21 protein-coding genes are annotated in these 23,789 nt (G+C 63.0%); 11 read left to right on the forward strand and 10 right to left on the reverse strand.

Annotation, left to right across the window (positions count from 1 at the left end; translation table 11 throughout):
- Positions 1 to 2: 2 nt before the first annotated feature.
- From J2T21_RS01955 to J2T21_RS01980, 6 genes are all read right to left on the reverse strand, one after another.
- Positions 3 to 1,580 carry a CpaF family protein gene (locus tag J2T21_RS01955; protein ID WP_307577885.1) on the reverse strand — a complete coding sequence of 526 codons (1,578 nt, stop codon included), beginning with the start codon at positions 1,578 to 1,580 and terminating at the stop codon, positions 3 to 5.
- On the reverse strand, positions 1,577 to 2,773 hold the full coding sequence (locus tag J2T21_RS01960; RefSeq protein ID WP_307577887.1) for an AAA family ATPase: 1,197 nt from the start codon (positions 2,771 to 2,773) through the stop codon (positions 1,577 to 1,579). Before J2T21_RS01960 ends, J2T21_RS01955 begins: the two co-directional genes overlap by 4 nt.
- Positions 2,770 to 3,390, reverse strand: coding sequence for a Flp pilus assembly protein CpaB (cpaB, locus tag J2T21_RS01965; protein ID WP_307577889.1), 621 nt, complete (start codon positions 3,388 to 3,390; stop codon positions 2,770 to 2,772). Before cpaB ends, J2T21_RS01960 begins: the two co-directional genes overlap by 4 nt.
- Positions 3,391 to 3,580: 190 nt before the next feature.
- Positions 3,581 to 4,624, reverse strand: coding sequence for a pilus assembly protein TadG-related protein (locus J2T21_RS01970; protein ID WP_307577891.1), 1,044 nt, complete (start codon positions 4,622 to 4,624; stop codon positions 3,581 to 3,583).
- Positions 4,612 to 5,004: a TadE/TadG family type IV pilus assembly protein gene (locus tag J2T21_RS01975; protein ID WP_307577892.1), complete on the reverse strand. Its 393-nt coding sequence runs from the start codon at positions 5,002 to 5,004 to the stop codon at positions 4,612 to 4,614. The genes J2T21_RS01970 and J2T21_RS01975 overlap by 13 nt, the downstream gene beginning before the upstream one ends.
- Before the next feature lie 186 nt (positions 5,005 to 5,190).
- The gene (locus tag J2T21_RS01980; protein WP_307577894.1) at positions 5,191 to 5,400 is read right to left on the reverse strand and encodes a Flp family type IVb pilin; all 210 of its coding nucleotides are present in this window, start codon (positions 5,398 to 5,400) and stop codon (positions 5,191 to 5,193) included.
- Between the two features lie 461 nt (positions 5,401 to 5,861).
- Here J2T21_RS01980 and J2T21_RS01985 point away from each other — a divergent pair, with 461 nt between their 5' ends.
- The 4 genes from J2T21_RS01985 to J2T21_RS02000 all read left to right on the forward strand — a co-directional run bounded on the left by J2T21_RS01985 (position 5,862) and on the right by J2T21_RS02000 (position 9,917).
- Complete coding sequence (locus J2T21_RS01985) at positions 5,862 to 6,296, forward strand: VOC family protein (RefSeq protein WP_307577896.1); 435 nt, start codon at positions 5,862 to 5,864, stop codon at positions 6,294 to 6,296.
- Between the two features lie 677 nt (positions 6,297 to 6,973).
- Complete coding sequence (locus tag J2T21_RS01990; protein ID WP_307577897.1) at positions 6,974 to 7,420, forward strand: ABC transporter permease; 447 nt, start codon at positions 6,974 to 6,976, stop codon at positions 7,418 to 7,420.
- 147 nt (positions 7,421 to 7,567) lie between these two features.
- Complete coding sequence (locus tag J2T21_RS01995; RefSeq protein WP_307577899.1) at positions 7,568 to 8,899, forward strand: NYN domain-containing protein; 1,332 nt, start codon at positions 7,568 to 7,570, stop codon at positions 8,897 to 8,899.
- Between the two features lie 175 nt (positions 8,900 to 9,074).
- Positions 9,075 to 9,917 (forward strand): EVE domain-containing protein, encoded by an 843-nt coding sequence (locus tag J2T21_RS02000; protein WP_307577901.1) that lies wholly within the window; start codon positions 9,075 to 9,077, stop codon positions 9,915 to 9,917.
- A 161-nt stretch (positions 9,918 to 10,078) separates the two neighbouring features.
- Here J2T21_RS02000 and J2T21_RS02005 read toward each other — a convergent pair whose 3' ends face one another.
- Positions 10,079 to 10,555: a hypothetical protein gene (locus J2T21_RS02005; protein ID WP_307577903.1), complete on the reverse strand. Its 477-nt coding sequence runs from the start codon at positions 10,553 to 10,555 to the stop codon at positions 10,079 to 10,081.
- On the opposite strand from J2T21_RS02005, the gene J2T21_RS02010 reads away from it, so the two are divergent.
- Complete coding sequence (locus J2T21_RS02010) at positions 10,542 to 10,904, forward strand: hypothetical protein (protein WP_307577905.1); 363 nt, start codon at positions 10,542 to 10,544, stop codon at positions 10,902 to 10,904. The two genes, J2T21_RS02005 and J2T21_RS02010, sit on opposite strands and share 14 nt — an antisense overlap.
- Positions 10,905 to 10,909: 5 nt before the next feature.
- Positions 10,910 to 11,926 carry a hypothetical protein gene (locus J2T21_RS02015; RefSeq protein ID WP_307577907.1) on the forward strand — a complete coding sequence of 339 codons (1,017 nt, stop codon included), beginning with the start codon at positions 10,910 to 10,912 and terminating at the stop codon, positions 11,924 to 11,926.
- A 53-nt stretch (positions 11,927 to 11,979) separates the two neighbouring features.
- Here J2T21_RS02015 and J2T21_RS02020 read toward each other — a convergent pair whose 3' ends face one another.
- On the reverse strand, positions 11,980 to 16,482 hold the full coding sequence (locus J2T21_RS02020; protein WP_307577909.1) for a DUF4082 domain-containing protein: 4,503 nt from the start codon (positions 16,480 to 16,482) through the stop codon (positions 11,980 to 11,982).
- A 285-nt stretch (positions 16,483 to 16,767) separates the two neighbouring features.
- Here J2T21_RS02020 and J2T21_RS02025 point away from each other — a divergent pair, with 285 nt between their 5' ends.
- The 5 genes from J2T21_RS02025 to J2T21_RS02045 all read left to right on the forward strand — a co-directional run bounded on the left by J2T21_RS02025 (position 16,768) and on the right by J2T21_RS02045 (position 20,970).
- Entirely contained in the window at positions 16,768 to 17,292 is a 525-nt protein-coding gene (locus tag J2T21_RS02025; protein WP_307577911.1) for a hypothetical protein, read from the forward strand.
- 83 nt (positions 17,293 to 17,375) lie between these two features.
- Positions 17,376 to 18,221, forward strand: coding sequence for an exodeoxyribonuclease III (locus J2T21_RS02030; protein WP_307577913.1), 846 nt, complete (start codon positions 17,376 to 17,378; stop codon positions 18,219 to 18,221).
- Positions 18,222 to 18,237: 16 nt separating this feature from the next.
- Positions 18,238 to 19,275 (forward strand): tryptophan--tRNA ligase, encoded by a 1,038-nt coding sequence (trpS, locus tag J2T21_RS02035; RefSeq protein ID WP_307577915.1) that lies wholly within the window; start codon positions 18,238 to 18,240, stop codon positions 19,273 to 19,275.
- A gap of 2 nt (positions 19,276 to 19,277) precedes the next feature.
- Complete coding sequence (locus J2T21_RS02040) at positions 19,278 to 19,835, forward strand: 2'-5' RNA ligase family protein (RefSeq protein ID WP_307577917.1); 558 nt, start codon at positions 19,278 to 19,280, stop codon at positions 19,833 to 19,835.
- Complete coding sequence (locus J2T21_RS02045; RefSeq protein ID WP_307577919.1) at positions 19,816 to 20,970, forward strand: YihY/virulence factor BrkB family protein; 1,155 nt, start codon at positions 19,816 to 19,818, stop codon at positions 20,968 to 20,970. The genes J2T21_RS02040 and J2T21_RS02045 overlap by 20 nt, the downstream gene beginning before the upstream one ends.
- Positions 20,971 to 21,212: 242 nt before the next feature.
- On the opposite strand, the gene J2T21_RS02050 is transcribed toward J2T21_RS02045, so the two are convergent.
- Positions 21,213 to 21,995 (reverse strand): succinate dehydrogenase iron-sulfur subunit, encoded by a 783-nt coding sequence (locus J2T21_RS02050; RefSeq protein WP_307577921.1) that lies wholly within the window; start codon positions 21,993 to 21,995, stop codon positions 21,213 to 21,215.
- Positions 21,995 to 23,782, reverse strand: a complete 1,788-nt coding sequence (gene sdhA, locus J2T21_RS02055) for a succinate dehydrogenase flavoprotein subunit (RefSeq protein WP_307577924.1) — start codon at positions 23,780 to 23,782, stop codon at positions 21,995 to 21,997. Before sdhA ends, J2T21_RS02050 begins: the two co-directional genes overlap by 1 nt.
- Positions 23,783 to 23,789 lie beyond the last annotated feature (7 nt).

Genomic DNA, 23,789 nt, shown 5'->3' on the forward strand with positions numbered 1-23,789 from the left:
GGTTACCACCGGCCCTTGCTGGTGCCCGTTTGCGCGCCGGTTCCTGCTCCGGCGCCGCCCGACGTGCCGAAAATTCCCGGCGGAAGCTTGACGCCGACCTCGTGGAAGTGGTCCAGGAAGCGGGGACGCACGCCGGTCGGTATCGGTTTGCCGAGGAAGCGTCCTTGGGCGTCCATTCCGGCCGAATAGTCGAAGAGGAACGCGTCCTGGAGCGTGACGACGTCGCCCTCCATGCCCTGCACCTCGGTCAGGTGCGTCACCCGGCGCGTGCCGTCTCGGAGCCTTGTGAGGTGCACGATCAGGTTCACGGCGGAGGCGACCTGCTCGCGGATGGCGCGTAGCGGCAGATCCATGCCGGCCATCAGGACCAGCGTCTCGAGGCGGGCGACGGCGTCGCGCGGGGTGTTGGCGTGGACGGTGGAGATGGAGCCGTCATGGCCGGTGTTCATGGCCTGCAGCATGTCCAGCGATTCGCCACCACGGACCTCGCCCACCACGATGCGGTCCGGCCGCATGCGCAGGGAGTTCTTGACCAGGTCGCGGATGGTTACGGCGCCCTTGCCCTCGATGTTCGCCGGACGACTCTCCAGCCGGACGACGTGGTCTTGCTGGAGTTGCAATTCCACGGCGTCCTCGATGGTGACGATGCGCTCGTCCATCGGAATGAAGCTGGACAGGACGTTGAGCAGCGTGGTTTTGCCAGTGCCGGTGCCGCCGGAGACGATGATGTTCAGCCTCGCCTTGACGCAGGCTTCCAGCAGGTGGGCCATGTCCGGAGTCAAGGTACCGAACTCGATCAAGTTCCGTACCGTCAGCGGATCCTTGGAGAACTTGCGGATCGTGATCGACGGTCCGTTGACAGCCAGCGGCGGAATGATCGCGTTGACTCGGCTCCCGTCCTCGAGCCGGGCGTCCACCAATGGCGAGGATTCGTCGATGCGCCGTCCAACCTTTGACACTATACGCTCGATGATGCGCCGCAATTGGTCCTCGGAACTGAAAGTGGCGTCGGTAGCCTCGAGCTTGCCGTTGCGTTCCACGTAGATTTGATCGCGGCGGTTCACCATGATTTCACTGATCTCGGGGTCGTCCAGCATCCGCTGCAGGGGTCCCAGCCCGAGGACCTCGTCGCCGATGTCCCGGATTAGCCGTCGTCGTTCTTCGGGGGAGAGTGGCACCTGCTCGGCGTCGATAACCTGGCTGAGTTCGTCGCGGGCCAGCTTGCGTAGCTGTTCTTCGGTGAGCGAAGGGTCGGTAATGCGCGAGCCGAGGCGCTCGAACAGCGCCTCGGCGGCACGTGCCTTGAGGCCGGCCAGGGCGTCCACGGTCCCTCGCTGCGCCGGCGCGGACTTTGCCACAGCAAACGCGGCGAGATCTGATTCGGGCAACGGCACGATGCCGGGTTCCTCGCCACCGCTCGGAGAGGCGCCAAGATGGGCATCGACTGGACCCGGCCCCGTGGGGACGGAACCCGAGGTCGGCGGCGTCGCCACGGCGTCGCCAGGGATTGCCCCGGCAGGATTCGTGGCGGGCTCCGGCTCGCCGCGGCGGGCTGCTGTGAGGCGGCTTGCGAGGTTCATCGGACTACTTCCCTGCGGTGGATCTTGCGGTTGTTGGCTGATTGATCGGCGTCGAAGCGGCGCGCAAGCTTCGTGAGGCCGCGTGCCGCGGCATCGTGCGAGCGGTCGGTCAGCAACGGCGTCCCCTTGTTGGTGCTGAGCGGGATTGCGCGGGACCGGGGGACCACGGCGTCGACCGGGACCCCGATGGAGGCCTCGACGTCCTGAACAGTAAGGCCGCTGCGACGGTCCGCGAAGTTCAGCACCACGTGTCGCCCCTGCGGGATGAGCTGTAGCTCGCGCAGGACGCCGAACCCCGTATTCAGCCCGCGGATGCTGGGCACGTCCATTCCGCATACCCATACGGCGTCGGTGGCCTGTTCGAGCGCCGCGAGCAGATGCTCGCCGAGGCCGGGGGCTGTGTCGAGGACGACGTATTGGAACTCGGCAGCGAGTTGGTTGATCAGCACGGCGACCTGTTCCGGGGTGATAAGGTCAGCATCGGCCGGGCTCTTGGGCCCGCAGAGCGCGTAGACACCCGTGTCATCGACCGTCAGGAAGGCCTTGAGGACCATTGAGTCCTGGGCTGCCGCGCCGAACACGGCGTCGGTGATGGTGTGCTCAGGTTCCAGGTTCAAGGCACCGGCGACGTCGCCGAACTGCAGGTCCAGGTCCACGATCACCACACCCATCGGGGAGGTTTTCGCCAACCCGACGGCCAGGTTGGTGGCCACCGTGGTCTTGCCCACGCCTCCCTTGGGCGACATGACCGCGACCACGCGACCACGGCGTCGTTCATTGGAACCGCCGTCGCCGGCCAGGCGCCGCCGCCCGTCCGTGGACAGGCAGGCGCGCTCCAGGAGCACGCGCAGGGTGGCGGGGTCGGCATCGGGTTCCGTGATGTCCCGGACACCAGCACGCATGGCAAGAACGACCAACTGCGGATCCGCGCCGGCGGTGAGCACCACGGAGATGTCGGGGTTCAGCAGGTCCAGCGCGGTGGCCAGTCGGAGGGCTGCCTCACGGTCCGTGTCTGGGCCCAAGATGACGACGTCGGTCTGATCGCCTATGCTGCGGGCGAGCAGATCGTGCGGAGAGAGGTTCGCGGCCCCGGCTGCGATGCGCTGGACGGCGCCGGGCAGGGCGCCCTTGACGGCGGCCAGGACGCGGCGTTCGAACTCGACGGAGTCGGTCAGGAGTAAGAAGCGGCTCATTTCAGCACCTGGTTGATTTCCCACACGCGGGTGTCGCCCGTGGCGGTGTCCTCGTTCTGCTTCGTCAGCCATACCAGGCCGAACTCGCGGGTGTGGATGATCTTCGCCGCCTGGGCGGAGTCGACGCCGAAGGTGACATATGCGGAACCGGCCGGCAGTGCCGCAGCTCCCTCGGCGGTGCTTTCCGCCTCACCTGCCGCGATCTGGATGGCGGTGATCAGGACCTGCTCATTGAGGAGCTTGGTGATCTCGACTTCGTCGGCGTCCTTGTTGTTCTTCTCCTTGACGGTGAAGCTGCCAAAGACGCCCACTGTGTCCCCGGCGCGGAGGTTGCCGCCGGCCACGCGCTCGGGCTCCAGAAGTACTGTGACCTCCTGTTTGCCTTCGGGGACATCGACGGTCCCGGGGGTGAGCAGTGAATCCTCTGTGACGAGTTTGGCCGCAAGGAGCTGTTCGCCAGCGGTGACTGCCTGGGCCAAGACCTTGCCATCCTGGTCCGTGAGCTTGTCCAGCGCATCCTTCGGCACGGCGACTGCCGGCAGGCTCTGCTCCTTGAATGCTGTGGCCAGTTCGGCCACCGGGGTACCGGCAGGCAAATCGCGTGTGGCGACCAGCACCTTCACAGGATCGAGAGAGGATTGTGCGCGGGCGTCTGCGCCCTGCACGTAGGTGAGGAGTAGAACCGTACCGACTATGGCCAGTACGAGCGCTGCTATGCCCCCAAGCAGCCGAGTCTTCATTTTGTGCCCCCAAGGCTTGATATGGCTATTACGTATTTTGGTTTAGCTAAGTGTCGGTCACGAGTAGCTATTCGATGAGCGATGGCGGCCGTGTGACGCCGAGATCCGTTCCGCCCCCGCCCGTTAGCTCGTCCTCTTCCAATATGCGAACGAATTCCCCGTAAATGCCTCGGCAATTTCCCGAGCATCCCGGGTACGAAGAATCTTTGAAGGTGTCGGGTGTACCGCCACCAGAGAGCTTCCAAGCGTAGATACGAAATGCGGCGATCCCCTGGATGGTGAACTCGCCGCCACCGGTACCTGTGGCTTTAGAAAAGATGGGAAAGTAGACTTCAGCGTAGCCATTGGCATCTGCTTCGTTGACCCAGTCTTGCAGTTTTGTTTTGCACGCGTTGCTCGGAATGGAGTTGCCGGACGAGCCCTCATAGACAGTTTTGACCGTCAGGTCTAGCGTCAGCACGCAGGTTCCGTCTGATGTACCTGAGACGTCCTTCGTGGGATCCAGATATCCCCAACCGCCTGGAACGATGTTTGCTGCGTGATAGATTGAACTGCAGGGGAGCTGGTCAGCGTCGTCCTTGTACTTGAGCCACGACTTCCCAGACGAAGCAGCATTTGCAGCGATGAATTCGTGCAGAGCGCATTCCGAAAACGCCAACGGAAATGCGAATGTGCCTCCCGTGGGCCCTCCCCAAGCTGCGACCGAAGTGGCGTTCACGAGTGCTTCGTCGAAGCCCCAAATATTGGCGAACCAGAGTCCGACAGAGTCTTTGTCGGGGATCTCGTCGGCAGTAGTCATGACGGTCACCCTTCCCGGTGTAACCTTTGTCTTATCTTCGTCAACACCGCTGCTTCCCTCATTGGCGCTAAAGCCCGCGATCTCTGCTGCCGTGCCGACTGGATCCTTGCAATCGTCCGACCCCATATCTGTAGCGCACGCATTTGCGATGCTCAACGCTGCATTGTCGGCTCCAGCCTGGAGTTGGGACTTTTCCCAATAGAGCCGCCCGACGTCGATTGAGATCGCTGCGAATCCGAGCAGCGCAACCATCATGAAGGCAACAACGACGGATACTGCACCGTTTTCTTTGGACACCGTCATCCCCCGCATCGCATTGCTCCTTGTCCCCAGAGGGTGTCCCGATCAGTGAGAAAGTCGAACCAGCCACTCAGGGAGTTGTATGGGACCGAAGCAACGACGACAACTGTTGAGCCGTCATTGCAAACGCCGGCCGTCTGATTTGACGAAGCTGTCACCCCGGCGACGGACGGAGCCGCCAGCTGAACAGCGTCGGTTAGGTCGAAGCCCTCTTCGTCGTGGTGGATTGCGTAGGCGCGCGCGCCCTCACGTGCTGCCTGAGTGAGTGAAATTTGTTGGTTGAACAGAAAGCCCAACTCCGCGATGCCTAAGAGGATAGCTATCAGAACGGGAAGTACGAGAGCGAACTCCACGGCGGATGCACCTTTGGAATCCCTGAGTCGATGTCGCATCTTGCGATCCTTGGGTCAGAAGTACTGGCGGTTATTCACTGGCTGGACCGCTGTAAGTCAGCTGGCGTCGGCGGTATTGCGACAATTGCTCTGGGCCAAAAGCGAAGATCGAGAAGAGCAATTGTGAGTTTGTTGCGCTTGGGAGTGAGCGCAGTCAAGGCGCTCACCCCCAAGCGGCAGCCCTGGCTAGGGGATTACGGTGGGGATCTTGCCGGCGACTTTATCAAAGAGCAGGTCCATGTTGGTGCCGATAAGCGCGACCGCGGTGATGATGGCGACCGCGATCAGCGCGACCATTAGTCCGTACTCAACGGCGGTCGCGCCCTTCTCCTCTCGACGCAGCTTGCCTGCGACAGTGGAAAGGCCAAGGTAGATGTTTGCGAACAAGGTGTTCATGATGAAACTCCATTTTCTACGTCAAGAAGGTGCGAAATTCTTTCGCCCCCCAGCGAATCATTCTTGATGAGAAATTTTTGGAGGAAATGAAGTGGTCCCCAAGATTAATTAGACCCCATTAGATACCAATTACATTTTGTAATCCCCCCAGGCGGTTCCCCAACCGCTGGCATCTGATTTGGAGTCTAGGAGAGTTTTTTGAACTTGTAAAGCACTCGACGCGGATGAATTGTTTTCTTGGCTTTTCGGACTATCGAGTTAGGGATGGCTCGAGCCGGATTTGGTTCACATGCTGCTGGGTAGAATCGCGGATTCAACTGACTCCGTCGCTCGTCCCTTGGCAGCACACTCGAGGTTGGGACGAAAAGTCTTTGCTTAAACTCGGATGGAGCCATGGGCTGATCTTCAATTGCCTCATGAGCAATTGATGCGGTGAAGGGTGTTGCCGGGTTCCTGCCGCTATGGCCGTGCTCGACCGAACGGCGCATAATGATGGAGCATTGGAATCTACTCACCATTGTCTGGAAGGGCGTGCGGTCGTGGTTGGCTCGTGGCAAGCATTGGTTATTGACTGTGAAAACCCCGATACGTTGGCGAGTTTCTACGAGGAACTGCTCGGCATGGTTCGAGTGGAGGACGATGATGACTGGGTGGGTATCGGAGACGCTCCGGATAGGCCCGCGATCGCATTCCAGAGGGTGGATCCCTATGTGGCGCCGGAGTGGCCCGGACACGTGCATCCGCAACAAGCCCACATCGACGTCAGGGTCAAGGATCTTGACATTGCCGAAATTGAGGTACTTTCGATGGGTGCGACTTCGATGGGCGCCGGGTCCAAAAGCTACCGTGTGTACCTCGACCCGCAGAAGCATCCGTTTTGCCTGGTGAGTTGGTAACCAGGAATCATTGATTACGAGCAGATTTTTTGCTGACGTGAAGGTATCCCACAGTGAATCGACGCTGTCCAAGGTGGTCGATGTGACCCGTAGGTAAGTTCAACGAGGGTCTCGTCACGACCAGCCGAGTCTTTTGAATCACCGGTGTTTGGCTTATGCCTCGATTTTGACCAAGACCACGGCAAGCCAGAGCAGGGCATGATGTGTGCTCGGAGCAGATTTTTCACGTCAAGAGAAGTGCGTGCGGATTTACGTCGGGATCGGGAACAGGGCCCGGAAGGTTTCATTCCTGAGCGTTCGAGAAAGCGCGCAGCATTGCAGGAACATTCGCCGCCGATCATGCTGCAACAGGCGATGACTTTCGCTGGAGCATGTGCTTCAGACAGTCGAGTTCCTCGGTCCAACGGACGCTTTGGGTACGGAATCCCTGCCTGAAGAATCGGTCCAACATGGGCCGCTGCGTAGAGAAACAACCACTAGATCGTCTTGGTGACCCTCGGTTCGTCTTTTACTGTCGTCCCGTCGGTCCTGATCGGGGTTTCCAGTGCGTACGTGCTCTCGACGGGACTTCCCGTTCTCTAAGCTGGTCAAGACGCTGTTTCTGCTGCCGGCGCTGTTGCCCCAATCACCTACGGCATCCCCTGGCCACGATGAAGTAGAATTTCGGCCTGTGCCGCATGCTGTTGGCTGTCATCCTGCTGAACCTGCTGAACCTGGTGCAGTCGGTCCCGTTCCTGATCCTGACCATGACCCCGTCCATCGAACAGATCAACCCGGCCATCGACAATACCGCCCGCATGTCCGGGGCGAACATGCGCCGGGTGTTCACCCGAATTCTCGCGCCGTTGCTGGTGCCGGGCATCTTGGCCGCTGCGATCCTGGTGTTGGTTCGGACAGTTGGGATGCTTGAGCTGACCTACCTGGTCTCCGGCCCGACCTCGGACACCTTGGTGGTGTTCATCTACCGCGCCATGACGTCCTCAGGAGGCGGCGAGGCCCGGCAGCTGGTTATCGGCATAGGCGTGCTCTATACGGCCATGATGCTGATCGTCCTGGTTGTTGCGCTGCGGTTTGTGAACCCGACCCAGCTGGTGACACGGGTGAACGAGTCCCGCGACGATTGAGCCAATGCCGTTGGTTGGGCAGGGGCGGGGTTTCTGCCAGAGCAACGGTATTGTGGCGCGAAGCCGCCGTCCATCACGTCCTGACAAAGCAAACCATTTTCAGAATCCTGCCCACGATTGCGGTGATTGCCCGGATTCTCTGCCAAGATGAATGGAACAAAGAATCGCACAACATGGACCTTGGGGAAGGAATCCAATGTGCGAACGATTGGGGGATCGGACATCATGGGCATGGGGGATGCCAACACTTTGCAGCGCAATGTCGCCGTGTTCATCGACATGGAAAACCTTGTTGGCGGCAAAACAGTGGGGAGCACCGGGCTGCGGCTTGGTGAGCTCATGAGCGGAATCGAAAGCATTGTGCGGAAAACGGGCGTCGGCTCACGCACCGCCTTGGCTCGCGCCTATGCACATTGGGGAAGCCCCGTGATGGCCGGCTTCCAGCGAGAGATCCTTGAGCTGGGTATCGAGCCGGTTCAGATTTTTTCTTTTGACAAGCAGGTTAAGAACGCTGCCGACATCGAGTTGTGCGTGGATGTCCTTTCCGTTGCGCACGAGTCGCCGTGGATTGACGTGTTTGTGATTGCCACCGGGGATGGAGGGTTCATTCCCTTGGTTCGCAGGCTTCATGCACTTAACAAGTTCGTGATTGTGGTGTCTACCAATGATCCGGAATCCGGCATTGTCAATTCGCTCTTGAAGTCCGTTGCCGATGAATACCACCAAATTTCGATGTCAACGGTGCACGTGCCGGTTTCGGAGCAGTCGCTGAAAGCACCCGCATCATCGGCTGCTCCGGCTGTGAAGACGGTTCCCAAAATTCCCAATGTTCCCAAGGCTTCCGCGGCGGCTGCGAAGAAGACGTCCATCAAGCAACCCAAACTCACGGTGGTTCGAACGAGGCAGTTTCCGGACCAGAGCAAATTCTCGGCTATCACAGAGTTCCGGCGCGCGATTTACAAGATCATCGAGCAGTGCCCTGAGCTTGTGCTCGACAATAAGGTCAACGCCGCAGAGTTGGGAAACCGTTTGCGCAGCGAATACCCACAACTTGGCTACAAGGCTTGCGGATCTAAGACTCTGACCGAATTCTTGGCGACGTACTGTGCGCTGGGAACCATGGAAACCGGTCCAGCGAAGGTGCCCACCGCGGCTGCCTGTACCACCGTGCCGAATCCTGAGGGAGCGTTGGCAGACCCGAATGCCATATCAGCCCGGGGACAGAAAATTGTTGTGGAGGCTGTTCGCAGGGAATTCACCGCAGGGTCGTTGGGGCACGAAGTCGAGGTGCGCGGTGCCGATGGACTGAATCTCAGCCTGGTAGGAATTCAATTGCGGACCGTCATTGAGGGGTTTACACCACTAAGTGCCGGCTTCCCGTTTCTTCACCAAGTCCTGGACCACGCGCTGACTTGCTCAGACTACCGTGTCCGTTTCGAAGCAGGCAGCGCGGCCGTGGTGCATGCCTCCTACGCATAGAAGGCCAAGGGCCGGGAAGCTCCAACCGACCTCATGCCCTTCGTACTTCTTGCACCGGAGGTTTGTCAAGGATGTTTAGCAATCACCTTCAGAGCCTATTCAAATTTTGAAATAAATGTCATTATTGCTTTGAGGGTCCGGTCTTACGGATCCACAAACTTGGGGGAGTTTCAATATGGAAGCAACAGACGTTTGGTTGATTCAGGTCGACGTCGAAACCGTATATGGCTTGGTTTATGACTTGGCGGAACAAATCGTGCTTTGGGAAGATTTTGAGCCGTTTTGGCCGCCGGCAGATCAGTCCGGCAAGGATCCACAGGTTGGTGACCGATTGGTGCTCTGGCAAATGGGGGCCGGCGACATCGCCGGTGTCGTCGCACTCGGTACCGTCGCAAAAATCGGTATGAGATATCACGACCCGGATTATCACCATAAGAGCTATCACCAGAAGACGGTGGAAGATAAGCTCCGCCAGTCAGTCTGCATGCACTTCACGCACTGGTTCCGCGATGATCGGGTGACGAGGGTGGAATTGAAAGTGGACCCGCGCTTCGACGGATTTGTCATGTTCAAGCAGGGGGGTGCCCAAGGCAAGAATCCGTGGACCCTCACCGAAGCCCAATGGGACGCCATCTCGGAGCGCATGCCGACATGGGCTGCCGTGGACTATCCCCAGAAGACGTACACCGTCCGGGTGGAATGCGATTTTCAGCTGGATGACCTTGAAGGGCCTCGTGAGAATTTCCGCGGATTGCTCAAGAACAGAGACTTCGACTGGTTCGGCCTGAGCGCCACAACAGATGAGCTTCCCCTACGCGACGAGGATTCCTATTCCATGCAGTCCGTGGAAATCACGGGTGTGGATGAGGCACATTTGGTCACTTGGACCTCAACAGTGGTTGCCCGGTCGGCCCAAGAAGCGGCATACATGGGCCTGGCTAATTTGGCCCACGAAGCCGACGACTCGCCTCTCGAAGGCCTCGTCATCAGCGCGAAGCGCTATGCGGTCAGGCTGTAGTTTGCGGGTGTCTTCGCCAAGATAATTTCCGTTATCGAGCCGGTTTCTCACGAACGATTTGCGCTCTCGGGGCACTCGGCCGATACGGAGGTGAAATTCATGTCACGAGCGCCACTGTGCGGAAGCCCCGACCATGGCGTACCCCGGCGCCGGGTTGTAGGCTAACCACAGGGAATATTGGGGTTGTGGCCGTGGCAACCCGGATGCGGCCGATCGCATTGGTGGGGGAAAATGCAGAACAAGAAGTGGCTGGCCTGGGCGCTCGCCGTCATCGTAGTGCTCGTGGGGGCTTCCATCGCGTTCAATGTGGCTGCACGAACACCGGCAGCGACCAAAACCGGTGTCGAACCCAGTGCCAGTGCGTCCAACAGCGCAGCCGGACCCACAGATTCGGCAAGTCCAAGTCTGACGGTTCCCGGCAGTGAAAGCTCCTCGGAGTCGACCTCGGCCACCGCAAAGGACCCATCTTCCGAGCCGCCGGCATCATCGACGAAGGCACCCGCGTCTTCGAAGGCACCGAGTACCTCGGCTCCCGGATCGGCGATCGAATCGCCCAAGCTTGAGGTTCCCGCCAGCGCCAAGCCCAGCGTGACCACGTTGCCGAAATCCGTGGAAAAGGCCCCGGTGCTTTCCGGCACGGTTCCCAAGGACGGGACGGCCAAGGGGAAACTCACCTCGGGATTCCCCACCAAGGCGATGCCGATCCCGGAGGGCGCGCACATCGTTGATTCCTCCGTGAGCACGCAGAAGCGCAACGTCCAGGTGGCCGTCAACTACCGCACCTCGTTGGGCGTCGAAGCCGTCCTGAAGTACTACGAGGCCCAGGCGGCCAAGCGAGGCTGGGTTGCCACCCGGGGCACCGCGGCAGACGGAGCCAAGAGCATTACGGTCGGCTTCGGGGATGACTCCATGGTTGCCACGGTACGCACCGCACCCACCGGCGCCACGACCGTCGCCGCCTTCGGTTCCTACGTGGTTGGGAAGTAGCCGAAGTGAAACCCAAACGACAGTACATCCTCGCTGCCCTGGTCTTGGTGGCCGTTCTGGTTGCCGCGGGACTCGCGGTGAACTCGTTCATGGGCTTCCAGGAAAGAACCCAGGCCCCCGCGGTCGCGGCGCAAGAGAACCCGGACGGCATCGCCGAGATCCCGATGGAGGGTGCGGTGGTCTTCCGTGACACCCGTGCCAGCGACGACTATGGCAAGGTCGCCTGGGCGCCGCTGGACAGCCCCAACGGGACGCGAACCGACACGGGGCTGTCCTGCGACCGGGTGTACCGCACCGGTGGGATGCTCTCGTGCCTCAGCGCCTTGCGCGCCATGAGCACCAGCTACGATTCGACCGTCTACAGCATCGGCGGGCACCTGCTGGCCGATAGGGCCCTGCCCGGGGAACCGAGCCGCACGCGGGTTTCTCCCACCGGCATGGTCGGGGTCACAGCCTTCATCACCGGCGAATCCTATGACTTTGTCGGTTTCTCCACCGAGACGGTCATTGCCGTGCCCGGCGGCACCAAATACGGAAACCTGCAGGACTTCGACATCCTTGTTGGCGGGACAAAGCTCACCGCCGAGGACCGGAACGTCTGGGGCGTGACCTTTGCCAAGGATGCCCAGACCTTCTATGCGACGGCGGCCTCGGGCAAGCAGACCTGGTTGGTGCAGGGCTCGCTGCGCGACAAGACCCTGACCGCGATCGGCGAGAACGCCGAATGCCCCTCGATTTCCCCGGATGGCAAGCTCATTGCCTACAAGAAGCGCCGGGCGGATTCCGACCCGGCGCATTGGGACATTGCGGTGCTGGACATCGCCAAAAAGACCGAGGCCATCTACCCGCTCGAAGCGGGCTTTGACGACCAGCTCGAATGGCTGGATGCGGACACGCTGCTCTATGGCCAGCCGCGGGAGGAAACGCCCGGGGACGCCGACATCTTCTCCCTGGATCTGGTTCCCGGAGCGACCCCGAAGATGTTCATTGAACATGCGTGGTCGCCCTCCATCCAGCGCTGAGGAACTGGAAGAAGGGCGACCACTGAGGGTGCCGCCGTAAGGGCCCCAAGCCCCTACGGCCGCGAGTAGATCAGGTCCACGAAGTAGTTGTTGCGCAGCGTCGTGGTGGAGGCGGGCATGACGCCTCCCGAACCGTAGCGGTACCTGCCATTGCTGGTGTTGGCCGTGACGGTCCCGTCGGTGAACTTCTTGGAGAAGAACAGCGCCGTGGTGGAGACATGTCCACGGGGTGCCAGGTAGGAGACCGTGTAGGTCCCCGCGGGCAGGGCCAACGGCGTGGCGAAGGTGGCGCTTTGCCATCCCCGGGTGCTTTCACCCGTGAACGTCACCGTGCCGAGCCGTTGCCCGCTGTTGTTCCAGATGCTCCCGGTGTGCGTGCCGGTGTTGGTGGTCTCCTTGAAGAACCTCACCCCGTGTGCCGTGATCGGGACCGTGGTGCTGAACCGCAGCCCGACCTCGACCGACCTGGTATCCAACGAATCCGTTAGCAACGGAAGCGTGGAACCAAACAGGTTCACCGGCGTCGGGCTCGGTGACGGGGTTGGCGTCGGCGTGGGAGTAGGCGTCACGGTCGGTGTCGGTGTCGGTGTCGGAGTTGGCGTCGGGCTCGGCGTCACCGTCGGAGTGGGTGAGGGCGTCACCGTCGGTGACGGGGTGGGCGTGGGCGAAGCTGTCGGTGCGCTCACCGTGCTGTAGACAAGGTCCACGAAGTAGTTGGTGTTGCCCCAGTTGTTGCTCGGGACGGTCCCTCCTGCCCCGTAGACGTAGAGTCCGTTGCTTCCCACGGTGCTCAGCGGGCCCACCGTGCGCGGCTGCGCAAAGTCGCCGGAGGTGAATGCATAGCCGCCGTTGGGTGCAAGGTAGGAAACGATGAACGTCTGGTTTGCCGCGATGCGCACCGGATTGCTGAGCACCACGGTTTGCCAGCCGGTGGAGGTCTCGTTGGTGAACGTGGCGGTCGCCAGCCGTGTTCCGGTCTCGCTCCACACCGAGCCGGTGTGGACGCCGGTGTTCACGGTTCCCTTGTAGAAGCGAATGGCGGAGACATCGATGTCCTGGGACGTCTGCAGGCGCAGGCCCAGCTCCACGGATCCCGGGTCCTGCGGATCCAGGTTGGCGGGCACCTGGGTGCCCAGGAACGTTGAGACCGAACCGTCGGAGCTGGCCGTGTAGAAGGACCAGGATTGGTCGGCCAGCAGCGCGCCGCCGGTACTGGTGACGTTCTTCAACGAGACAGTGTAGGCCTGGCCGTTGGCCAGGGCCTGGGACGGGGTGAACGTCAGGGTCTTTCCGTCACTCGAGGTGGCCACCGTGCCGGCCACGGAGCCGGAAGGATTGCTCAGGGTGTATTGGTACCCCGGTGCAACCGCCTGGTTCAGGACGGTGACGACCTTTGCCGTGACCGGAACCTCCAGTGCCCCCGGCTGCGGGGACCGCGAGACCACCGTGATCGCCTGGGCTCCGTCGGGCACGAATGCCACATCAAGGAGATAGTCGGTGCTGGTGCCGTTGGTGGGGAAACCCGATGAATAGGTGTAGGCGCCGGCATTGGCGTCGGTGCGCAGCGGACCGAAGCTCTTGGCGTCTTGCAGCCCGTTGGGTGTCACCGAATACGTTCCATCGGTGGTGTAGGCAACCATGTACTGGGCATTGGCAACCACGGACACCGGTGTGGAGAACGCGGCATACTGCCATCCGGAGGCACTGTTGTTGGTGAAGTTCACGCTGGCCAGCAGGGTGCCGCCGGAGGAGAACAGCTTGCCCGTGTGGGCTCCGAGGTTCCCCGCGTCCTTGTAGAACTCGACGCCGGTGACCTTGCCGCCCTCGGTGGGGGTGAAACGCATGCCCAGGGTCAGCGGGGTGCGGTCGTCGATCAGGCCGGTCGTGGGAACCGCGGAGTCCTGGTAAAGCCCGCATGGGCAGTCCCCGGCCGCGGTGTCGGCCTTCACGGTGGTGAAGCTCCAGCTGGTTCCGCTGCTGACTGGACTGCCTTGGGCATCCTGTGCGGACACCGTGGCGGTGTAGCCGCTTCCCGCGGCCAGGGTGTTGGCCGGGGTGAATGTCGCCCGGCGTGCGGTCGAGTCGTAGGCGGTGGTCCCGGCCACGGAGGCGCCCGCGGCGGTCTTCAGCGAAATGTTCACGGTGCCCGGCTGCACGGCGCGCGAGAACGTCACGGCGATCGGCGTGCCGGCCGGCACGCTCTTGGCGGTGTCCAGCGGACTTTGGCTGTAGGCGCGCAGCGGGGAGGAATCCTCAGATTCGAAGATGGCATCCACATAGTAGTTGCCTTGTTCGAAGCTGCTGGTGGGCATCGATCCATTGGTGTCGTAGACCCCGGCCGGATTGGCCCCAAAGCCACCGGCCACGTGCAAGGGATCAACGCTGATCCCGGAATATGCCAAGAGGTAGCTCTTGGCCGAATAGTGCCCGGTGCTCGTCGAGTAGGAAACGACGTATTCGGTTCCGGCGGTGACGGCGATGGGAGAGGAGAACCTGGCTTCCTGCCAACCGCTGGCCGTTTCCCCGGAGAAGGCCACTGTGGCCAGGCGCTGGCCGTCCAGGGACCACACCGAACCGGTGTGCGTGCCGGTGTTGGCGCTGCTCTTGTAGAAGCGGACACCGGCAACATAGCCGTCGGTGGTCGGGGTGAAACGCAATCCGAGTTCCACCGCGGATGTGTCCCCGGAGTCGGCCGTGGCCGGCGCCGTTTCCCCGAAGACGCTGTAGGGGCCGGTGACGGTCAGCGGAATGACGGTGGCGGTTGCCGGGTAGTTGGCGCTGTCATCGATGCCGCGGACCCACAGGGCCTCGCCGTCGATGCCGTGCTGGATGTAGCTAAACGACCAACTGGTGGTTCCCTGGGCAGGGTGCCAATGTGCCCCCGCGTCGGTGGAGTATTCCACGCCGGCGACCACGCCGCCCCCGGAATCAACCGCGGTGCCGGCCACGGTGTACTTTGTCCCGTTCCTTGCGCTCGCCGGCGGGGGAGTGGTGACGCTGATGCTTGGTGCGGTGGTGTCCGTGGACTTGGTCGCGGCCACCATGCCGGACATCAATGTGGAGGGCTGTGCCCCCATGTCGGCCAGCAGGTTGATTTGTGCCTGCTGCATGATCGGGTCCGCGGGCGCGCCGTCCCCGTCGTGTTCCGCATCCAGTCCCCAGGTCCACTGGATCGATCCGGCGGAGAACACCAGCGCGCCGCTGGCCGCCTTGTACAGGCTCAGGTGGTGCGTCGTGGTGCCCGGGGCCACGGAGTTGCCGAAGTCCTGCAGGTACTCCGGAACGGGGCCCGTGGTCGTTGACAGGAACACCTGCCCGGCGGGCCTGTAGCCGTTGTCCGGCGCTTCATTGGACTCATAGCCGATGGTGTGCGGTGCCAGGGCACGTTTGGTTCCCGAAGTCAGCGTCGTCAGCGGGGTGTTGCGCCACAGCCGGGTCTTGCCCTCCTGCGCGTTGACGGTCACGGGCAGGTCCCCGTTGTTCACGAAATACAGGGAACCGGTCAGCGCGTTCTCCGGCATTGCCGCCCCGGCGCTCACCGGGGCAAAGCGCGGGTCGCGGGTGGTGCCGGTCCATTGGGTGTTCGGGTCGATCTTCGCGTTGGACCAGGTCTCCTTGTAGCTGACCATGGTGCGGTACGCGGTGCCGTCGGTGGCCGAGGCCTCGTAACGGGTGCGCCAGTAGGCCTCGTTGCCCGAAAGGAATTGCAGGTTCACGCCCGCGTCGCGTGCCTTCTCGAAATTGTTCCACTGGTTCACGGACCAGTACTCGTCGTGCCCCACCGAGAGCGCGACCTTGTGGTTGGTCAGCAGATTGCCGCGGCGGTCGGTGTCGACCCCGCTGAAATAGCTCACGTCGTAGCCATTGCGTTCCAGGAACCTGACCATCGGGTATTCGTTGCCGAAGTAGAAGTCGCGGGCCTCGATCCCGCCGCGCGTGTTGAAGGGGCGGTTGTAGCTGAGCTTGTAGGCGCGCCCGTTGGCTGCGCCCTGGTAGAAGTCGGAGCCGCCGTATGTGTTGTACGCATGCCAGGTCGGGTCCGAGGTCTGGAACAGGATGTCCGAGTGGCTCGAGTCGTCCCGGACAATGAAGGTGATGTGGCTCGAATCGTCGCGGTCCGCCCGGTGCAGCTTCGCGACATAGACCCCGGAAACGGCATCCGCGGGCACGTTCCAGCCGGCGGAGACGGCCCAGTTGCCGCAGTCCACCAATTCGGTGGCCACGTCGTTGCGGCAATCCGGCTGATTCTGCGGCAGCGAGGCGCTCGGGGTCACCGAGGCGATCTTGCGGGCACCCAGGCCCTGGTACCAGCCGGTGCGGTAGATGTCGATGGTGTAGGCGCTGGCGTTGGTGTCGATCTTGAAATCGACCCGGGACCCGACATTGACGCTGATGTCGGTGGCAAAGCCCTGGATGCTGGCGTCTCCCGCACCCTGGATGTCCCACACGTCCGGATCGGTTCCCGGCTTCGAGTTCTCGCAGACAATCTTGTTGGCCCCGGGCGCGCAGGGATCTGCCGCCACCGTGCTGGGAGCCGTGAGAGTGACTGCGACCATGGCCAGTGCACTGGCCAGGGCGAGGTACCGTCGGGATTTTCGGGCTTGGGGCGGTGGACTGCCCTTTGGATGGTTCGGAGCCGCAAAAATGCGACGGATGGGCCGAAAAAATCCAATTGACGATGCCATCTTCTTTACCCCAAGAATTATGCGCATGCGGTCTTGCCGCACCACGTCCCCAGTCCCACGTAACTGGCTTGAGTGTAGAAGTTGGCCGATTAAGCTAACAAGCGTAATTCATACTCGGATTCGATCCTGCCCCCGCGTGTTTGAGAGAATAAGAGCATGGAACCCCTTGGTAGCAGCTCGGCCCCGGCACAGGGCAAAAAAATCACCATCAATGCCTCAACCCTCTCGTTGGCCGTCATGGTCACGATCTTCCTGGTGGCAGTCGTCTTTGCGGCCAACCAGAACGATGTCATTGGCTGGATCGTCGTGGTGATCTCGCTGGGTTGGCTGCTGCTGTCGGCATTCCTGGTCTTCGGGCTCAAGCGCGGCGCGGCCAAGATGACCAGCCAGCTCAAGGCCGCCACCGCGGCCGCCGCGGCACGCAACCAGCCGAGCCCCTCCGCCGGCCCGCTGGTCATGGACGAGGCCACGAAGAACCGCGATTTGAAACTTGACCACTCCTTCAAGATCATCCAGGTGCAGGTCGGCGTCGTGAACGAGTACCGTCCCCAGTCCGGCGAGGACGCCAAGGGCATGGTCGACCGCGCCCTGGAAACCATCGAGATCACGGCCTCCAACGCCCGCGACATGATGAAGTCCTCCGGCCGCGGCGAGCCCATGACCGGCGAGGTCATCGACTAGCTTTTTGGTGACGCCCGCGGCACGGCGACACCCCCGGCGGTGCCGGGGAGAACCCTTCAACAAATATCGATAAGGTGGATGGCGTGATACCTACCTCAGAAGAGATCCTGGCCAAGTCCGAGAACGCGCTGCGCGTCGCATCGGTGAATGTCAACGGCATCCGTGCCGCCTACAAGCGCAACATGGCCGACTGGATCGACGCCCGCGACACCGACATCCTCTGCCTGCAGGAGGTGCGCGCGCCGGATGCGATCGTGCGCGAGCTGGTCGGCGAGGGATGGCACATTCTGCACGCCGAGGCCAAGGACAAGGGCCGCGCCGGGGTTGCGGTGCTTTCGCGCGCCGAGCCGGCCGCTGTGCGCGGGCACATCGGCGAGGAGTACTTCGCCGAGTCCGGGCGCTGGGTGGAGGCGGACTTCACCATGGAGGACGGCAGCACGCTGTGCGTTGTCTCCGCCTATGTGCACTCCGGTGAGCTGAACACCCAGAAGCAGGTGGACAAGTACCGCTTCCTCGAGCGCATGAATGTGCGCCTGGTCGAGCTGAAGAACGAGAAGGACCACGTGCTGGTGGTGGGCGACCTGAACGTCGTGCACACCGAGAAGGACATCAAGAACTGGAAGCCGAACCACAACAAGCGCGCCGGTGTCATGGACGAGGAGATCGCCTACTTCAACGGGTTCTTTGGCGCCGAGATCGGCTACAAGGACGTGGCCCGGGAGCTGGCCGGCCCCGACGCACAGGGCCCATACACCTGGTGGTCCTTCCGCGGGCAGGCCTTCGACAACGACGCCGGGTGGCGCATCGACTACCACATGGCCACCCCGGACCTTACGGCGAAGGCCGTCAAGTCCCACGTGGACCGCGCCTCGGCCTACGATTTGCGCTTCTCCGACCACGCACCGCTGGTCGTCGACTACCAGTTCTAAAGGACTCCTTCATTCCATGAGCGAAGCACTCGCCACTTCCACCCGCCCGCGCGTCCTGTCGGGGATGCAGCCCTCGGCCGATTCCCTGCACCTGGGCAACTACCTCGGCGCACTGGTCAACTGGGTCAAGGCCCAGGACGACTACGAGGCGTTCTTCTTCATCCCGGACATGCACGCCATCACGGTGCCGCAGGACCCGGCCGAGCTGCGCAAGCGCACCCGTGTCACCGCCGCGCAGTACATCGCCGGGGGCATCGACCTGGACAAATCAACGCTCTTCGTCCAGTCCCAGGTCCCGGAGCACGCGCAGCTGGCCTGGGTGCTGAACTGCATCACCGGTTTCGGCGAGGCCAGCCGGATGACCCAGTTCAAGGACAAGAGCTCCAAGGGCGGCGCGGACGTTTCCTCGGTCGGCCTGTTCACCTACCCCGTGCTGATGGCCGCGGACATCCTGCTCTACCAGCCGCAGGGCGTCCCGGTGGGCGACGACCAGCGCCAGCACGTGGAGCTGGCCCGCGACCTGGCCACCCGCTTCAACCACCGCTTCGGCGAGACGTTCGTGGTGCCGGTGCCCTTCATCCAGAAGGAGGGGGCGCGGATCTACGACCTGCAGAACCCGACCTCCAAGATGTCCAAGTCCGCCTCCAGCCCCAACGGCCTGATCAACGTCCTGGACGAGCCCAAGCTGGTGGCCAAGCGGATCAAGTCCGCCGTCACCGATGCCGACACCGTCATCGCCCACGACCGCGCCAACAAGCCCGGGGTGACGAACCTGCTGGAGATCCTCTCGGCCGTGTCCGGGACCCCGATCCCGGCCCTGGTCAACGAGTTCGAGGGCAAGATGTACGGCCACCTCAAGGTGGCGGTGGCCGAAGCCGTGGTCGAGGCGCTGACCCCGGTGCGCACCCGGACCCTGGAGCTGCTCGAGGACCCGGCGGAACTGGATTCGATCCTGGCCGCCGGTGCCTACAAGGCCCGCGAAGTCGCCTCGAAGACCCTGGCCGATGTCTACGAGCGCGTCGGCTTCATGGCCCCCGTGGGCGGGATCCGCTAGCAATGGCTGCCGAAGCGGGGGAGAGGGCCGAAAGTGGCGTCGCGCAAGCGACGGCACTGGGGGTCGTCATTGAGATCCCTTCCCCGCTTGAGGCCTCGCTGCGCGGCTGGCGCCGGCGCTACGGCGGGGAGGCGGCCGCGGCCGTGGCCCCGCACATCACCCTGGTCTCCGGCTCCACCACCAACTGGAAAACCGCCGTGGAACACGTGCGCAAGGTGGCCGCGCAATGCCCCGCCTTCAAGGTTTCCCTGCGCGGCACCGGCACCTTCCGGCCCATCTCCCCGGTGGTGTTCCTGAACGTGCTCGAGGGAGCCGAGGCCTGCGGGCAACTGCATGATGCGCTGGTCGCCGGTCCGCTGCTGCACGAGCTGAGCTACGGCTACCATCCGCACCTGACCATTGCCCACGAGGTCGACGACGCCGCCATGGACCTGGCCCAGGAAGAACTCAAGGGCGAATCCATGGAATTCATGGTCCAGAGCATTGGCCTTTTTGGCGTTGACGACACCGGGGCCTGGTCGCTGCGCGAGGAGCTGGGACTTGGCGGGCCGACGGGCTGAGGTCGGTCGCGCCCCGGCCTGGGACGCCACCGACGACGTCGAGCCTGCCGACCCCGGACCCACCGGCTACGATCCCGTGGCCGAGGAACGCGGAACCCGCGCGCCCGGAGTGGTGGCCCGCCGCTTTGTCGGCGCACCCGTCACGGCCCCGCCCTCGCCGCTGGATCCGCGCGCGCTGCGCGCCTATATCCGGCTAAAGGCCCAGGAACTCTACGTGGCCCGTGCCACCGGCACGCCCTGGCTGCGCTTCAAGGCCTTCTGCATCTTGCTCACCGCCATGTTCTACAGTCTCTACCCCCTGCGGGTGTGGAACCTGTATGTGCGCCGCCGCGGCCCGCTGCTGGCCGCCGGCGGCGCCTACCGGATGTTCTTCTCCATTGCCGCGATGCTCGTGGCCGGCTTCACCCTCCTGAGCCTGTTTGCCTCCGACAACCCGGTGCTGCGCGACGGGGTGATCGACATGGTCGCCGGCACCACCCCGGGGCTGATCGACACCGGGCACGGGGGACTGGCCACGCCCGACCAGCTCCTGGGCTTCCACAGCTACGGACTGACCCTGGCCATCTCACTGATAGCCCTGGTCTTCACCTCCCTGGGCTGGCTGGCCGGGCTGCGCGAGGGCATCCGCACGGTCCTGGGCCTGAAGCGGGACCGGTCCAACCCGGTGCTCTCCAAGCTGCGCGACGCCCTGCTGCTGGTTGTGCTGGCCATAGCTCTGGTCGCCTCCAGCGCCCTGGCCATTGCCTCATCCTCCATGATCGAGACCGTGGCCGGGGTGCTGAACCTCAACGGCTGGTGGACCAATGCGCTGACCCGGGTGGGCTTTGTCGTGGCCATGTTCGCCCTGGACTGCGCCACGGCCTGGGTGCTGCTGCGCGTGGCCTCGCGGGCCAAGGTCATTGACGGGGGATTGCGGGCCGGCGTGCTGCTGGCAGGAGGCGGGGCCACGATCCTGCGCTTCCTCTCGGCCATGCTGCTGGCCTCGCTGACCAACAACGCGCTGCTGGCGCCCTTCGCGGTGATCCTTGGGTTGTTTGTCTGGTTCAACCTGCTCAGCAACGTGTACCTGCTGGGGGCGTCCATCGTCGCGGTGCGCTCCGCAGACATCCAGCGGCAGCTGGCCAGAACCGCCTGACGCGCGGCGCTCCACCGCCTGGGCCGAAGACGCCCGCGTTCCCTGCGCTCCATGCGGAGCTCCTGGATGGCTTCCCCGGCAACTTGAACCAAGCCCATCTCGTGCTCCCTTGGTCCTTGGCCCCATCCCAACCTTCTTGGAAGTGGGCCACCGGAAGCTGCCAGGGCCGCAAAGAGGCCCTTAAGGCACTGTGGTCCGGCTTCCCCGAGGGGAAACCGGACCACAACAGGTCTAGCTGGAAACTAGATGGAGCGGGCCAGGATGGCCTGCTTGACCTCGGCGATGGCCTTGGTCACCTGGATGCCGCGCGGGCATGCTTCGGTGCAGTTGAAGGTGGTGCGGCAGCGCCACACGCCTTCCTTGTCGTTCAGCACCTCGAGGCGCATGTCCCCTGCATCGTCGCGCGAGTCGAAGATGAAGCGGTGTGCGTTCACGATGGCCGCCGGGCCGAAGTACTGGCCGTCGGTCCAGAAGACCGGGCAGGAAGAGGTGCACGCGGCGCAGAGGATGCACTTGGTGGTGTCCTCGAACGTGGCGTGGTCCTCAGCCGACTGGTAGCGCTCCGCCGAAGGCTCGTGGCCCTTGTTGATGAGGAACGGCATGATCTCGCGGTAGGACTGGAAGAACGGTTCCATGTCGACGATGAGGTCCTTTTCAAGGGGCAGGCCCTTGATGGCTTCAACGGTGATCGGCTTGGAGTGGTCCAGGTCCTTGAGCAGGGTCTTGCAGGCCAGGCGGTTGCGGCCGTTGATGCGCATGGCATCGGAGCCGCAGACACCGTGGGCGCAGGAACGGCGGAAGGACAGCGAACCGTCATGGTCCCACTTGACCTTGTGCAGGGCGTCCAGCACGCGGTCGGTGCCGTACATGGTCAGCTCAAAGTCTTCCCAGTAGGCATCCGCGGTGGTCTCCGGCAGGTACCGGCGAACGCGCAAGGTGATGTTGAACTGCGGGATTTCTCCGCCGCCGCCAACACCTGGCTTCAGCTCAATCTTCGATGCTGGTTCCGGAAGTTCCGTGCTCATTAGTACTTACGCTCCATCGGCTGGTAACGGGTGAAGATAACGGGCTTGGTTTCCATGCGGATGCCTGGAATGCCCTCGGTGGTGGCCGTCGCATCGCGGTACGACATCGAGTGCTTCATGAAGTTCTCGTCGTCGCGGTTCGGGAAGTCCTCGCGGTAGTGGCCGCCGCGGGATTCCTTGCGGTGCATGGCGGCTGCGGTCATGACCTCGGCCATGTCCAGCAGGAAGCCAAGCTCGATGGCCTCAAGCAGGTCAAGGTTGAAACGCTTGCCCTTGTCCTGGACCGATACGTTCTTGTAGCGCTCGCGCAGTTCCTCGATGACCTCGAGTGCCCGGTTCAGCGAGTCCTTGTCGCGGAACACCTGGACGTTGGCGTCCATGATGTCCTGCAGTTCCTTGCGCAGCACTGCGACGCGCTCGGTTCCGGTGGAGTTGATCATGGCATCGATCTGGTCCGTGGTGAACTTCTCCGGATCCTCGGGAAGATCCACGTACTCGGCGCCCAGGGCGTACTTGGCCGCGGAGATGCCGGCGCGCTTGCCGAACACGTTGATGTCCAGCAGCGAGTTGGTGCCCAGGCGGTTGGAGCCGTGCACCGAGACGCAGGCGACCTCGCCGGCGGCGAAGAGGCCCGGGATCACGGTGTCGTTGTCCTGGAGGACCTCGGCGTCGATGTTCGTCGGGATGCCGCCCATGATGTAGTGCGCGGTCGGGAAGACCGGCACCGGATCGGTGTACGGTTCCACACCCAGGTAGGTGCGGGCGAACTCGGTGATGTCCGGGAGCTTGGCGTCGATGTGCGCCGGTTCCAGGTGCGTCAAATCGAGCAGCACGTAGTCCTTGTTCGGGCCGCAGCCGCGGCCCTCGCGCACCTCGTTGGCCATCGACCGGGCGACGATGTCACGCGGTGCGAGGTCCTTGATGGTCGGGGCGTAGCGCTCCATGAAGCGCTCACCCTCGGAGTTGCGCAGGATGGCGCCTTCGCCGCGGGCGGCTTCGGAGAGCAGGATGCCCAGGCCGGCCAGGCCGGTCGGGTGGAACTGCACGAATTCCATGTCCTCCAGCGGGATGCCCTTGCGGAAGGCGATGCCCATGCCGTCGCCGGTCAGGGTGTGGGCGTTGGAGGTGGTCTTGAAGACCTTGCCGGCGCCGCCGGTTGCGAAGACCACGGACTTGGCCTGGAAGACGTGGAGTTCGCCGGTGGCCAGGTCGTAGGAAACCACGCCTGCAACGCGCTTCTGCTTGTAGGCGGTGCCGTCCTCGCGGAAGGCATCCTCCTCAACCATGAGCATGTCCAGGACGTAGTACTCGTTGTAGAACTCGACGTTGTGCTTGACGCAGTTTTGGTACAGCGTCTGCAGGATCATGTGGCCGGTGCGGTCGGCTGCGTAGCAGGCGCGGCGCACGGCGGCCTTGCCGTGGTCGCGGGTGTGGCCGCCGAAGCGACGCTGGTCGATCTTGCCCTCGGGCGTGCGGTTGAACGGCAGGCCCATCTTTTCCAGGTCGAGCACGGCGTCGATGGCTTCCTTGGCCATGACCTCCGCCGCATCCTGGTCAACGAGGTAGTCCCCGCCCTTGACGGTGTCAAAGGTGTGCCATTCCCAGTTGTCTTCTTCTACGTTGGCCAGTGCTGCACACATGCCACCCTGCGCCGCACCGGTGTGCGAACGGGTCGGGTAAAGCTTGGTGAGAACGGCCGTACGTGCGCGCTGGCCGGATTCGATGGCCGCGCGCATGCCTGCGCCGCCGGCACCGACGATCACGACGTCGTACTTGTGTACCTGCATACCTGAT

The sequence above is a fragment of the Paeniglutamicibacter psychrophenolicus genome, from assembly GCF_030812255.1.
GTDB lineage: Bacteria > Actinomycetota > Actinomycetes > Actinomycetales > Micrococcaceae > Paeniglutamicibacter > Paeniglutamicibacter psychrophenolicus_A.